Annotated in this window: 10 protein-coding genes; 5 read left to right on the top strand and 5 right to left on the bottom strand. The window is 42.7% G+C overall.

The features are described from left to right. Positions 1-202: 202 nt before the first annotated feature. The gene (locus ACYUCY_RS04400; RefSeq protein WP_460225248.1) at positions 203-2,749 is read left to right on the top strand and encodes a TonB-dependent receptor plug domain-containing protein; all 2,547 of its coding nucleotides are present in this window, start codon (positions 203-205) and stop codon (positions 2,747-2,749) included. Positions 2,750-2,863: 114 nt separating this feature from the next. Here ACYUCY_RS04400 and ACYUCY_RS04405 read toward each other — a convergent pair whose 3' ends face one another. After that, complete coding sequence (locus tag ACYUCY_RS04405) at positions 2,864-3,646, bottom strand: SDR family NAD(P)-dependent oxidoreductase (protein ID WP_460225249.1); 783 nt, start codon at positions 3,644-3,646, stop codon at positions 2,864-2,866. A 372-nt stretch (positions 3,647-4,018) separates the two neighbouring features. Between ACYUCY_RS04405 and ACYUCY_RS04410 the strand changes: the two genes are divergently transcribed. Both ACYUCY_RS04410 and ACYUCY_RS04415 read left to right on the top strand, forming a co-directional pair. Beyond that, on the top strand, positions 4,019-6,463 hold the full coding sequence (locus ACYUCY_RS04410) for a TonB-dependent receptor (protein ID WP_460225250.1): 2,445 nt from the start codon (positions 4,019-4,021) through the stop codon (positions 6,461-6,463). Between the two features lie 252 nt (positions 6,464-6,715). Continuing rightward, the gene (locus ACYUCY_RS04415) at positions 6,716-8,182 is read left to right on the top strand and encodes a RimK family protein (protein WP_460225251.1); all 1,467 of its coding nucleotides are present in this window, start codon (positions 6,716-6,718) and stop codon (positions 8,180-8,182) included. 46 nt (positions 8,183-8,228) lie between these two features. On the opposite strand, the gene ACYUCY_RS04420 is transcribed toward ACYUCY_RS04415, so the two are convergent. Continuing rightward, on the bottom strand, positions 8,229-9,365 hold the full coding sequence (locus ACYUCY_RS04420) for a GNAT family N-acetyltransferase/peptidase C39 family protein (RefSeq protein WP_460225252.1): 1,137 nt from the start codon (positions 9,363-9,365) through the stop codon (positions 8,229-8,231). 119 nt (positions 9,366-9,484) lie between these two features. Here ACYUCY_RS04420 and ACYUCY_RS04425 point away from each other — a divergent pair, with 119 nt between their 5' ends. Next, on the top strand, positions 9,485-10,273 hold the full coding sequence (locus ACYUCY_RS04425; RefSeq protein WP_460225253.1) for an RMD1 family protein: 789 nt from the start codon (positions 9,485-9,487) through the stop codon (positions 10,271-10,273). A gap of 43 nt (positions 10,274-10,316) precedes the next feature. Here ACYUCY_RS04425 and ACYUCY_RS04430 read toward each other — a convergent pair whose 3' ends face one another. The 3 genes from ACYUCY_RS04430 to ACYUCY_RS04440 form a co-directional block, all read right to left on the bottom strand. Next, positions 10,317-10,931: a class GN sortase gene (locus ACYUCY_RS04430; protein ID WP_460225254.1), complete on the bottom strand. Its 615-nt coding sequence runs from the start codon at positions 10,929-10,931 to the stop codon at positions 10,317-10,319. After that, complete coding sequence (locus tag ACYUCY_RS04435) at positions 10,928-13,105, bottom strand: marine proteobacterial sortase target protein (protein WP_460225255.1); 2,178 nt, start codon at positions 13,103-13,105, stop codon at positions 10,928-10,930. Before ACYUCY_RS04435 ends, ACYUCY_RS04430 begins: the two co-directional genes overlap by 4 nt. A gap of 223 nt (positions 13,106-13,328) precedes the next feature. Further along, the gene (locus ACYUCY_RS04440) at positions 13,329-13,775 is read right to left on the bottom strand and encodes a winged helix-turn-helix transcriptional regulator (RefSeq protein ID WP_460225256.1); all 447 of its coding nucleotides are present in this window, start codon (positions 13,773-13,775) and stop codon (positions 13,329-13,331) included. 215 nt (positions 13,776-13,990) lie between these two features. Here ACYUCY_RS04440 and ACYUCY_RS04445 point away from each other — a divergent pair, with 215 nt between their 5' ends. Beyond that, the gene (locus tag ACYUCY_RS04445; RefSeq protein ID WP_460225257.1) at positions 13,991-14,611 is read left to right on the top strand and encodes a glutathione S-transferase family protein; all 621 of its coding nucleotides are present in this window, start codon (positions 13,991-13,993) and stop codon (positions 14,609-14,611) included. The last annotated feature ends 64 nt before the right edge of the window (positions 14,612-14,675 follow it).

Consider the following 14,675-nt stretch of genomic DNA (forward strand, 5'->3'; position numbering starts at 1 on the left):
CTTTACAAAAATTATGGTTGTGAGAAGAAGTGGCGCGTCAATTCGTTGTGTGAAAAATAACTTGTCTGTATAAAGGCTTATTAGTACTTAGTAAACACAATAAAAAATATAAGATGTTTTTAATTTCAGCTGTCTTGTTCTTTGTATCGATCAATTAAAAAAATATTCGTTTCTTAACTTCAAAGACTACTGCGAGAAAACTATGAATACACTGCATTCTGTAACTCCACAAAAATCTTTGTCAAACTTCGTGAAATATTTTGCATCGGTTCCCTTATTGTTTGTTAGTTCTGCGCCTCTTGTTTATGCGCAAGTTGAACCGCGAGCACAAACTATTGAAGAAATTGTAACTCTTGGCACACGAAAAAAGGGCCGAGTATCAACCGATCTTGCAGTTCCTGTTGATTCTTTAAGCGCTGAGGATATGGTGAGTACCGGTCAAACCGAAGTGGGTCGGATGTTACAAAATCTTGCACCTTCATTTAATTTTTCCAGTTCAACAATCAGCGATGGTACTGACGCATTGCGTCCGGCGACATTGCGCGGTTTAGGTCCGGATCAAACCCTCGTATTAGTGAATGGCAAACGCCGCCATACCGGCGCACTAATTCATGTGAACACATCCGTTGGGCGAGGCTCCGCCGGTGTTGATATGAACGCGATTCCTGCCGCTGCAATAAAAAGAATTGAGGTGCTACGCGATGGTGCCGCGGCGCAATATGGTTCTGATGCGATCGCTGGCGTAATAAATATTGTTTTGAAAGATGATACTAATCTGGGAGCGCTGAATGCTTCTTATGGCGGGTACTCTGAAGGCGATGGCGACACGTTTACCTTAAACGCAAGTAATAGTTTTGAGTTGGGCCAAAACGGATTTCTATCAGCGAGTTTCGAATACCGCGACAGAGAAAATACTAATCGCGCTGGTTTGACGGGTCAGTGTCAATATACCTGTACGACGGTTGGTGGAGTTCAAATTGCCTCGGTAGCGACTGAAGCGCGTGAGCGCGCTTTCGATCGACAAAATTTTCGAATTGGTGATTCTGATTCCGAACAAATAGCAGTGGCCCTCAATGCAGAGTTAGAAATAGGTCAAGGTGAGCTCTACGGCTTTCTAACCTATTCCGATCGCGAGAGTGAATCCGCGGGTTTTTATCGACGTGCTAATCAAGGCGCAAACAATCCGGTGCTTGATGATGGTGAGGCGTTTTATCCCGACGGCTTTTTACCTTTAATCGGTACCCAAATTGACGATATATCTTTCGGCGGAGGTTTTCGCACCGAGCTGGGAAATAATCTAAATCTAGATGTATCCCTTACTCATGGCCGGAATGATTTTGAATTTATGATTAGCAATTCTATTAATGCTTCCCAAGTTCAACTTGCGGTTAACAATTTAACTCCCGCAGCGCAAATTCGAAGCCAGACCCCTCGTTCGGCCGATGCCGGTGAATTAGGTTTGACCTTGACGACTTTTAATGTCGACATGTCTACCTTGTTGGGTAATCGCAGCTTCGCTTGGGGTTTTGAATATCGAATTGATGATTACAGTATCGACGCCGGAGAATTTGTTTCTTATGGCGACTTTGACGGAATTGGCGGTGGTAATGCGGGTATTCAAGTTTTCCCTGGTTTTCAACCCGGGAATGAAGTTGATGAAGATCGTGATGTTTACTCACTTTATTTTGATGCGGAAAATGAAATCACTGAGAGCGTTTTACTGAGTGCGGCGGTTCGTTACGATGATTACAGTGATTTTGGCGATACATTTAATTTTAAATTAGCTGGACGAATATTCGTTTCCGATTTTGTCACATTAAGAGCCGGTGCTAGTACAGGTTTTCGGGCACCATCTATGCAGCAACTTTATTTTAATAATGTAAGTACACAATTTAACGGTATGGGCATGCCCGTCGAAGTGGGTACTTTTAGAAATGATAGTGTATTGGCAAACGCAATCGGCATCCCAGATTTAAAAGAAGAAGAGTCCGTCAATTTTAGTTTGGGGGCGGTATTTCAGTTGTTGGATGGCTGGAATTTAACAATCGATTATTACAATATCAACATTGAAGATCGAATTGTGATTAGCGAGCAATTAACCGCTGGTTTAGGTAGTACGGTTTTAGACAACGCCTTAGTGGCGAATCAAGTAACGGGCGCACAGTTTTTCTTGAACGCTATCGATACAGAAACGTCCGGTGTTGATCTTATTTCTACTTATAACACTGGTTTGGGTGATGGGAATCTCCGCTTAACTTTCGCGGCGAATTTTACCAACACTAAGATCGAAGATGTGTTTTCTCCAGGTGGCTTGCAAGGCGTTTCGCCAGATAATATATATGGTGCGCAAGCGCGATCCATTATCGAAGATTGGCAACCTAAAGATAGAATCAACATTTCAGCAGATTACAGTCTCGACAATTATTCAGTATTTCTAGCCTTCAACCGATTTGGTGAATACACAGTTTTGGATGGCGGGCAAAGTCAAACATTTAGCGATAAAATTCTGACAGATCTTCGTTTTGTGTATTATTTTAATGACAAATTTAGCGCAAATATTGGTGGGAACAATATTTTTGATGTCACCCCTGATAGAAACCGAGTAGGCCAGTCACGTGCGGGAACAATAGTCGATTCAAGTATGAATCAAATCGTCCAGTCAGCAGGTGTGTTTGAATTTAATCGACGTTCAGCCCCTTTTGGTTTTAACGGTGCATATTATTATGCAGGGGTAAGTTATAGTTTTTAAGTAATAAAAATATGTCTGAAATTTATTTTCTGCCACAAGCAAGGTAATAAATGTTTGTGGCAGAAAATATCTTAGTTTTAAAAACTAATTCTCATCTAGTGTAACAGCTAGTATTTAGAACATCATAAATCCGCCGTCGATAACAAATTTATCACCGGTATGGTAAGCGCTAGCATCGCTCGCTAGGTAAACCGCTATACCACCAAAGTCATCAGGCGTTCCCCAGCGTCGCATTGGAATTCTCGGCATAATTGCATCGACAAACTTTTCATTTTGGTAATTTCTGTCAGTCATGTCGGTATGAATATGCCCCGGCAAAATACTATTTGCAGTGATGCCAAAGCGCGCGTATTCAACCGCTAAACCTTGCATGATTGAAATGACCGCGCCTTTCGTTGAAGAATAATGTTCCGCTTGCGCCATTCCGCACAGTGCCGCGATTGATGCAACACCTACTAATCGTCCACCTGGATCACCATTTTTTGCGCGTTCCACCATGTGTCCCGCAGCGGCTTTGAGTGTGTAGAACAAACCATTTACGTTAACGTCATTTACGCGCTTCCAATCTTCACTTGGGATTTCGTGAAAACGATTTCTTTTCGAGCCAATGCCGGCATTGGCGATACAAGTATCTACGCGCCCAAATTCATTTAAGGTTTCTTCAAAACATTTGGCGACCTGTGATTCGTCAGCGACGTCGCAAACCATAGTTTTTGTTTTGACGGAAAACTCACCAAGTACTTTTGCAGCGAGTTGGTTTTTTTCTTCGTTGCGGCCCCAAACACAAACACTGGCACCACTTTGGGCAAGTGCTTTTGCGAAGCCGAGTCCAATTCCCCCGTTGCCTCCGCTGATAAGTATCACTTTGCCTGATAAATCAAAATAAAGTTTGTTCATATATGCCCTCTTTAGCGCTATAAAGTTATGACGAGTATGTCGGTTATTTCGAATTATATAGTCGCAGGTTTAATATTGCAGGATAAACCGAATTTTTAGTTGACGAAATTTTTAGTAAAAAAACTATTTTAACTGAGTTTATTTTTTTGGTTTATTCTTCAAAATTAGTAGTAATTATTTCACTCAAATAGAATGAAAATCATGCCCTTAGACTATTGCTTAGCAATTTCGCTTCCCATATAGTCAGGGGCTTCCGAGGTTCGGTCAGGTATTCATCGATCTCAGAGGTGGTTTTTATTCACGAATAAAAATAAATGTTTTTCAACAATATAAAAACAGCGTTAAGGCATTGCCTTACTTACGGGAGGTTTCATGAAAAATAAGCAACATATGGTTGTATCATCCGCATGCATTTTATTTGCTGCGGCGAATGGTGCTGTTGCGCAAACACAAGTTGGCGGTGCGACGCTCGAAGAAATTGTAATTACTGCTGAAAAACGCGAGGCAACTCTGTCTGATACAGCTGCTTCAGTTACGGCATACACTAGTGATTCAATGAAAGAGTTGAATATTAGTGATCCTGCAGATTATCAAGCGTTAGTGCCATCCTTGTCTTATCGAAAAGACCCTAACCGAATTTCTATTCGTGGTGTAGGACGATTCTCAAATTCACTCGGAATTAATCCTGGCGTAGGCATTTACAGTGACTACGCGTATACGGCGGAAGCAACATCATTGGGCGCACGACCAATGAACACTGAGCGTGTGGAAATTTTACGTGGCCCACAGGGAACTCTCTACGGTCGTAACACAACAGGTGGTGCGGTTAATATTATTTCTCGACAACCGACGGAAGAGTTTACTTTGGAGACTTCCGTGAGGGTTGGGAGTTACGATACCCGGGAGTTCGACATGCTTGTGTCAGGTTCTATTGTTGATGGTTTGCGATTTAAATTATATGGCAGCGATCTCCAGCATGATGGTTATCAAGATAATAACGCAGGCGCGGACGTTGACACTGATGATCGTGAATACTATGAGGGTCAAATTTCTTGGGATATTACGGATACTCTAAACTTCGCAGTGAAGTATGGAGAGCTACGTTACGATTATATTCCTGGGCGCAGTGTCTTGATTGATGCCGAGCCTGGCATGTCGCCTTGGGATAATACAAACTTTACGCGTTCTTCTTTAGAATCGTCGGCCCAGTTTGGCTTAAATCCCGCTGTGACTCCTAACCCTTCAGTGCAAGGTGGTGATCAATATGATGTCACCGTGAATGATCCCGGTCATATTGAACTAAATGATGCCCATAACACGACAGTTTTTCTCACCTGGGACGCGCCGTTTGCACAAATAAAATATATCGGAAATAGAAACCGATATACCTATGACCAAGTGGGCGTCGATAATGATGGAACACCAAACCCTACTAACAGAACTGTTTTAGATATTGGCCAATACCAAGATCAAACGACTCATGAAATTCAAGTTGTGTCGAATGACGAAGGTGGAATGACTTGGATAGCAGGTCTTTATCATTTTGAAGATGAAAATGAACAGCCCTTTACTATTAAATCTTTAACTAATACGGCATTAGCAAATGTCGCATGTAATCCATTGTTTCCATCGTGCGCTGGCCAATCTTTCTTTGTTCCTGGTGCGAACCCAGATTTAATTTTGTATCACCAAAATGGTTATCTTGAGTCTAACTCTTGGGCTGCTTACGGCGAGCTTGGTTTCTATCTAGGTGGAGATTTTGGGCTTACAGTTGGTTTGCGTTATTCCGAAGATGAAATGGAGAGTTCAGAAGTTCAGGTGACTTATGGTAGTGGCGCAATCTATGGCGTGCCAGGTGTCGCGATTGACTTTTCGACGCTTGCCGGCCCTACGCATGGTATCGATAGTATTGACGATACTCATAAGCAGACTTGGGATAACGTTTCTGGTCACATTACCTTGGATTACACACCAAGTGATGACCATCTTTATTGGGCAAAAATTGCAACAGGCTACAAGACTGGTGGATTCCGACTTGGCGCACTGCAAAATATAACCACTCAGCGAGCTCTAACGGATGCGGCAATTCCTTTTGATCCAAATGAAGATTTTGCGGAATTTGATCCCGAAGAAATTTTAATGTTGGAGTTGGGTTGGAAAGGAACTTTCAGCGATACTCTAAATATGAACACTGTATTCTTCGCTTATCAGTATGATTCCTTGCAGCAATTATTTTCACGGCGAGATCCAGTGAGTGGAATTAACTTGTCAGAAGTAGTGAATACCGATATGGAAATGTACGGACTAGAAGTTGAGATCGATTGGTTGGCGACCGATAATCTTAAACTAAAGGCGGCGTACTCATATAACCATACAGAGTTCACTGAGGATGTAATCGTTACCGACTCGTATACAAATACCTTGGTCAATATTAATGGTAACGAGAATGATCAGACACCAGAGCATAAATTATCATTGAACGGAAATTATTATTTGGATACCGATTTTGGAGCCTTCGTATTTGGAGCGACGACCTCGTATGTTGACGAACGGTATGATGATATTTTCAATCGAGAATTTACCACTTTGGATGCTTATACTCGTGTCGATTTAATTGCGAACTGGGAATCAACGAATGGAAGCTATGGCATAACAGCTGCAGTTAAAAACGTGACTGAAGACGATAGCTATGATTCGAAAAGCTTTTCTCAAAGCGCTGGCCCGGTTGCGCCTGTTACCGGTGTTGCTAGCACTCGATACACTGGACGTCCTCAGGATCCAAGATTATGGACAGTGGCCTTTGATTACCGCTTCTAATATTTAGTTGTAAGCAGTGGTGGCGTCACGCTGCCACTATTGAAGCAGTTCCCCCTTTTTGCTACCGGGCTTTTAGCCCGGTTTTTTTATGCCTAGTTTTTACGAAGCGATTCGACAAAAAAACTTTCTTCTGCTTCATTAAAAAGATTGCATCGCGAGAATATTGTCCCTATATTCGCCGCCCAGATTTCCAGATCAAAACTCGGTTCTCAGTTCTTTAATCACGTTTCTTGTTTGAGGTAGTTAAGGCTTATGTCTGCTCTTTACCTTGTTATCGATGACCCAAAAAGTCTTCCGACGAGCTTTCCCACGGGTTCCGTTATTAGTTTTGATACCTACCTGAAAGAGCATCCGCTTAAAGGCCAACGAAAAACACGCATTATAAATTTATGCGATATGGGCCGTTATTTGAGTAAGGGTTACTATTGTTCCTTACTGGCAGAAGCGAGAGATCATAAGGTTTTGCCGCCCGTAAACACGCTCACCGATCTTGCGAGCCAGCAGTTGTATCTCTTGCAGGTTGGAGAATTGTTGGCGAAATTGAACGAGCAAGGCCGGGCTCCCGAGCTTGAAGCGGAGAAAAAATTCAAAGTTTTTTTTGGTCGGACGAAAGTGCCGGAACTGAAGGTTTTGGCGAGAAAATTATTTGAACGTTTCCCGTGCCCGATTTTGGAAGTTGAACTGATATCGCAGCAATCGTGGCAGATCAAATCGATTAACCCAGGACAATATGAGGGACTTGATGAGAATGAGGCTACGCTTTTTCTTGAGTCACTGGAAAAATACACCCAGGGTGCTTGGTTAAATCCGCGCAAGCGCAAGACGAGCCGTTGGGATTTGGCGATCCTTGTTAACAAAAATGAAACGCTGCCGCCGAGTGATAGTAAAGCCCTAAGCCGAATGGAGAAAGCGGCGTCAAAAGTTGGATTTAATGTCGAATTTATTGGGCCCTCAGATTATTCGCGCCTCGGTGAATTCGATGCCTTGTTTATTCGCGAAACCACAGGTATTGATCACCATACTTATCATTTTGCGCGTAAAGCAGAGATTGAAGGTTTGGTGGTCATGGATGATCCGACTTCGATTTTGCGCTGTTGTAATAAAGTGTTCTTACAAGATGCTTTTACTTATAGCGGCGTACCAACGCCGCGAACCAAAATTGTTTCTGGAGATTCACAAGCTGATATCGCGGCCTTAGAAGATTACTTCTCCTATCCCATCGTATTAAAAATTCCTAACGGCTCATTTTCTGTTGGTGTTATGAAGGCCGAAAATAAAGATCAGTTGGTGACTATGCTGAAAGAGCTTTTGTCGAAGTCGGCGTTGATCATTGCGCAGGAATTTTTGTTTACAGAGTACGATTGGCGAATTGGCGTTATCAATAACCGCCCCTTGTATGCCTGCCGTTATTACATGGCCAAAGACCATTGGCAAATCTACGATCACGGCGGGGATCGAATCGGCAGTGGTGGTTCTGAAACGTTGCCAACTTATGAAGTGCCAAAGGTGGTGCTAAATGCCGCATTAAAAGCCGCAAGAATTATTGGTGATGGAATTTATGGGATTGATATCAAGCAACAAGGTAATAAAGTTTATGTCATCGAGGTGAACGACAACCCTAGCTTAGAGCATGACGTTGAAGATGCGTTTTTGGGCGAGGAATTATACATGCAAATAATGAGTGAGTTTGCGAGGCGGCTCGAAAATCGCGGTAGGTAGATTTTGGCCCTAAAAAATAGTTTGCGAATTACTTTTAAATAACGACTTATTTGTAAATCACAACGGCTGTCCTTAATTTTTCGCGGCCAAACTGCGACATCTTATCAAAGTCATCACGTGCAATAGGTAAGTACTGGCAGTCCATAGGGCTTTGCTCGCCTTCGGTAGGATCGGGATCGTGAACATAAAAACACAGTTCATCCATTGCGGCGATGGTTACCCAATGTGGCGCCTTTTTAGAATCCATTCTATAGGTGCTAATAAGCATCAGCACCAAAGCGTCCTGAGAGAGCCAGGTTTCTATATCGTCTTGTGATATCTCGCTGTGGTAAATGGGTATCGATTTGTCTTTTGCTGTTGTTACAAACTGGTTATGAACGACTGTCATAATTTTCTTTTTCTCAAGCGAACGTACACTTTCCAAAAATGGCGCTTGAGTTTGGTTGATATAAACGGCTGCATTAAAGTTACGATTTTTTGCGGCAATAGCAAGACCGATTGGGTGACAACCACCGTGCCCAGACGTCATAAAGATCGTCGTCGCTTCTCGCCATATATCAAGTTCCAACTCTTGACTAGGTGCAATGTTTTTATCTAGCGCAGCCATTGCCATAATTGCAGAGGCGGGGCCGCAAGTGAATTCGGTTGTTTGTTGGTACCAAGGAACGGAACGATGGATTTTATCGCTAGCGATATGACGAATACGTTTTTGCATTCGTAACGCATCATCATGATCTTCGTAATAATCGGTATAAGTACCGAAGGTTTTGTAAGACAGTGATTCATAGATTTTAATGGCCGAATGATTGTGCTTGGCTACTTCTAAGCGCATGAACAAACGACCGCGTTTTGCGGTTAATCGTTCCGCCTCTTTTAGTAGCTGCGTGCCAAGCCCTTGGCCTTGGTGGCTGCTGGCAACGGCAATGGAGTAAAGGCGCGCAAGCTTTGTACCTCGATGTAAAAGCACCAGAACGTAGCCGGCAAGCGTAGCACCGTCTATGGCAACGAGGAAAATTCCGTTTTTAGCACTTATCCAATGCTTAATACGGCGGCGACTAATACGATCGCTACGAAAGCTTTGGATTTCTAATTTAGTAAGCTGAGCGAAATCTTCGTCAGTGGCAAAACGAATGGTAAGTTCAGTTTTCGCAGCTTTTAAATTTTTTTGATTTTTGGTATTCATAATCTATAACTAAACTCGATAGCTGGGTACGCTAAAAACCGCTAGAGAATAGCAGTAGATTTAGCAAATAGCACATAGTTTTGTTTTTTAATCAAAAGAGAGGTAAACATAATCCCTATATGAAATTCAATCATGATCGAATTGAAACACTTGTACTCGGCAGGTCGTTTAAACAGCCGCAATTGACAAAATTATTGTTGGCGGAAGAGGGTAGTGAGCGTCATCGCGACGTAGTTCAAGTTCAATTTAACGAAGGAGAAGCCTGGGTTTTTGACTATGGTGTGCTTATTCTTTGGGGCGTCGTCGAAGAGAAGAAAATTTCTTTGATCAAAAGTTTGCAGGAACTCGTCGAAGACCCGCTGGAAAAGGCGGAATATGAACGCTATCGATTTATCATCGGCGCGCCAGAACATCGGATACATCAAGATCTCGTTTCATTGGCTGGCGATTCAGCATTGGATCGGCTCGCGGTTTCCCATGCTTTCGCGCAATCAATTAAGCTTGCGGTGTTTGAAGAAAAGGCCCAGCAAGTTATCGAAGAGAATGCCTATGTACCCAGAGCTTTGGCTAAAAATGGTAAGGCACCGCTAAACCGAAAATCATTGGCAAGACAGCGGGGAATTCTATTCAGTACTAAAAGTGATATCGTATTAAATTTTAACTTATTGGATACTCCTGAATTTTTTTGGGATTACCCGGAACTTGAAGCGCTCTATTTATTAGTGTCGCGTTATCTAGACGTTATACCACGGGTTAATTTGTTATCTAAAAAATTAGAGACTATCCACGAGTTGTTAGATATGTTGGCGAGTGAACAAAACCACAAACACTCGTCATTTTTGGAGTGGATTATTATAATACTCATTGCCGTAGAGATCGTTATGGCTTTGATTGAAAAGGCAATTTGATTTTAAAAAGGTAGTGGCTTCACTACCTTTTTTATTTTTATAACTAAAACACTAAGGCTGTTGATTCTTTCTTGTTAGACGCCTGGTGAAGGATAATTTGATTACTGATGTTTTCAATTTTTTCAGCAATGACGAGGTAGCGTAACGGTCCACCGGCTTGGCTCGCATTGAAAGGGTAACAGGTCGTCAGCACTAGCATGTCGTCACGAGGATTTATTTCTTTGGTTATTTTCGTGTTAATTATTTGCTTATCGACTACGCGATAATGCGATTCGATACCATCCCTGGTTGTTAGTGTTAATTCGTCCTTAGTTTTTAATTCCTGCAAATATTCAAAATGACTATCTCGGTGTCCGGCGAGTACGACTGCGCCTTCGGTCGAAACCATTCCAGGGCCAAACGCCATCGCTTCTCCACTGTGATCATTAAGAATAACTTGTTGTATTTTAAGCCTAGGTACTTGGAGCAAAGCAATCGGATAAATATCCGCCCAGGGCCAAGGTTTGTTCGCTTCACGTGTATTCATATTTTCATGCCAGGCACTGACCAACAATACTTGCGCGAGCCATGCTTTACCGCTCATATAAATCGCCTTTGAGCTGGCGACACAGGTAATTGAAACCAATATCGCCGCTAATACTAAACGTAACTTATTCATACCTGTTTCACTCTTGTCGACAAAAAGCGAAACATTTGCTGATGATAGAGAAACATTAATCCGAGCAAAGCCAGTAAAGCGATTTGCCATAGCGATTTAAGTCCTAGTGCACCCTGGGGGACTGGAACGGACATGGTATTACCTTCGGGCATTGCGTTAGGTGCGATACGCTTCGCTAGCAGCGCATCACTCGGGCGAGATATTTTCTCTTCAACAGCGACAAAGCTGGTGTATTTCGACATTAAGCTATGGTCAAGGGCGAGCTGAATGATGCTCTGTTTTATATTTTCCTTACCCTCTGGTGATCCGGAAGAAAATCCGAGATTGCGTTCATCATCATAGAGTTGGTGTAGTTTTTTTCTTGCCCAAAGTTTACTAATATCATAGGCATTTGCGTTTTGAAGCAAATCCAATTGTTGTTGATAATGTTTTCCGTCGCCATTAGCGTCGCCGCTTTTCCTGCCGCTCACGCTAACGTAAGAAGGTAGTTCGCCTGAAATTTTTGCCGCGACAATAATGGGTTCGCCTGCATAAAGATCGGGTGCTTGTTTTGGAAAAACTTCGATCAACGAATTCTCAGTTTCTAATTGGCCAAAATCTATTTGTATATCTGTCATAACCGGGTTTTGTAGCTTGTGGAACAGGGTGGCCATCGACTGAGAAATCTCTGACTGAGAACCGATATAGGTAAAACTTCCGCGTCCGGCCTCCGCTGCTTTCGACATAAAAAAACTATTTGGTGCCGAGCCAATCCCAACGGTAAAGATTCTGGTTTTTCCTCGTTTCTTTTCTATTAATTCGAAGAGAGCGTTCTCGTTGCCAACGCTCCCGTCGGTTATAAATATCACTTGTCTGACATAAGCATTAGGAGCGTCGTCGGCTAAAGCAAAATTTAATGCACCGGACATTTCTGTGCCGCCGTTTGCTACAAGCTGGCTAATCCATCGCGAAGCAGTTTCAATGTTGTTTTGATCGGCGGGTACAGCTTGCTGCCAAAGTGGATTGGTAACGCTATTAAATTCGATAATGTTAAAACGATCTTGTGGTTTTAAGCGAGTTAGAGCAGAACGTAAAGCATTCTTCGCCTGCACGATGGCTTGCCCGCTCATGGATCCTGATGTGTCGATAATAAAAACTGTTTCCCGTGGTAGAACGGCAGCACTTTGTAATTCTTGGGGCGGCACAACCATTAACAATAAATAGTTGTCATCGTTGATTTTTTCATTAAACAGTGCCGCTACTGGCGCCTGACCGGTAGCGGGAACCCAACGTAATACAACGTCTTTGGTTAGTTTCGCAGTGCTATCGAGGTTTATAGAATAAGTATTTTGTGTTTGCTCTATGGTCGCAGGGTGATAAACGCTTTCTATCGTGTCTAAAGCCATTCCCGCATTGATTGTTGCATTTAAGGTGAGAGGTGAGGCGTACTTAATCGCTGTCATAAACGGTGTAATAAGGTGTGCATCTGGAACTTGATCTGTCGGTCGAGCCCATCCGCTGCTCGCGTTGACCGAGAGTGCAGGTACTGGTTCATTGTTGTTGCTTTGATAATGCTGAAAGGCGGTGCCAGGGATATAGCGCGGTGTTATTGTCGTTGGAATGCGCAGACTTAGTTGGCCTTGATCGTATTGCAATGTTTCAAAATAATGTAGTTCAATTTCAATCGTTTCTCCCGGTGCAATATTTGCAACCCGATTGGTGAATAGGTTGGTGCGTTGTTGCACCACCAGGCTGGCTTTCTTTCCCGATTTTTTTGCTTCTTCATATATTTTTTTCGCCTCTTTCTTTTCTTTAATTTCACCAATGATACGCCGCTCGCCGATGATCATCGCCATATAATCTACCGCACTGTTTTCAGGCAAAGGAAAAACATATTCGCCTTCAACCCATTCGGTGCTGCTGTTGTGGAATTGTTGTTTGACGATAACTCTCGCCAATAAACCGTTAGCGGTAATTTTAATATCGGTATTTTTTAGCAAAGCGATATCAACGCTGCCATTGGCACTATGTAACCTAAATTCACCGCTGCCGATTCCATCATTGTTGTCTTCAGCATCCGCGGCATAACTAAGTGTGTGTCCTGTCATGAGTAAAATCACGAAGCTTAGGTTGAGTAGATAATCTTTCCAATGAGCCTGTATGTGAGTTTTTGCTGAACGCGAATTAATTATCATCGTACTTTCCTTTTTTGCACCGGATCTTTTACACCGGGGAAGTTTCTAAAATAAGTGTTTAAAACTAAGCAAAGTATGAATAGAGAACGCGTCGAAGCCGCGATTTTAGGTGGCAATAAGAGAGATCAAATGTGATCAATTATGTCAGGGCGCTTATACAGGGGTGCCCTGAACGACGGAATAGGAAGCGCGAAATGGGAAATAAGTAAAGAAGTGCGGGGGGTTAGGTTTTGATGTCGTAACGTTGTTCCCACTCTTCTAATGTCAGGAATACATTGGTGATTAGGTCAGCGGGGGATTTATTTTGCAGTTCGATAATTTCAGGATAGATTTCTACTTGGCCAGGCAAATGTTTTTCAGACCATTTGCCCAGCGGGGCTAGAACATGGATGAGGTCTTTGCCTTTGTTGGTGAGGTAATACAATTTTCGCTTGGCGCTTTCGGGGTGGGGAATAGAAGCGACCAAGCCGTTATCTTGTAACTTGCTAAGCCGGTCACTGAGGATATTACTAGAGATTCCCTCTTTCGATTCTAGAATTTCTCGGTATTCGTGTTTGCCGAGAAATAGCATGTCGCGAATAATCAGCAAGGTCCAGTGATCGCCAATGATATCGAGGGCGCAAGCCAGGGGGCAGCGGGTACGCTGTGCGTGTTCATTCTTGCTAACCATAAAGACTTCGGCTATCCCCTACTTATTCATAGCCTTCCATAATTTTTACTATTAAAAAATCACTTGCATTATGCAATTGAAGGCGTTATGTTGCGCCAATATCTCACAGTCAGACCGGAATTGCCAGTCGTTCATGCCCATGAGTTCACCCAAAATTTTACGTCAAAAAATTCGTTTAATTCGTTTGAAAACCCAATAAAACTATGAGGTAAGCAATGTATAAAATTTATGGATTTCCAACATTTAATCCCATTAAGGTTTTACTAACAGCAGAAGAGCTCGGTGTTGATTATGAATACATTGCACTAGATGCCGCGGCTGGTGAACATAAAAAACCTGCACATCTAGAAAGACATCCGCTGGGAAAATTCCCGGCCATGGAGCATCGCGGTAAATTTTTCATTGAAAGTGCTTCGCTGTGTCGTTATCTAGCCAACACAAATAACAAAAGAATGTACAGTTCTGACCCAGCGGAAGCAGCGATAATTGATCAAACCATGGATCTTGTTGCTCATCATATTGGTCGGTGGTTAGGTGTGCATTACTGGCAAGAAGTTGTGCTAGCGAAAATGCTTAAAAAAGAAATCGACCCCGAAGCGGTTGCGGAGGCAAAAGGTTGGTTGGAGAAACATCTGCCTACAATTGAAGATTTAGCCAATAAAAATACTTTTTTATGCGGTGACGTTGTGACAATTGCCGACACCTACACGCTCGCTTATTTTCAAACCTGCGAGCATACCAGTGCGAGCTTCGATAATTTTCCCGGCATTGTTCGTTGGTATGAAATGATGAATTCTCGTCCTGCGGCGGATAAAGTCAGAGCGCTTCTTAAATAAACTGAGAGTTGGAAACGTTGGATTAAAAATCTGGAATTAAAAGCCTGGGAATTAAAAACCTAGG

The sequence above is a fragment of the Aurantivibrio infirmus genome (assembly GCF_054767315.1).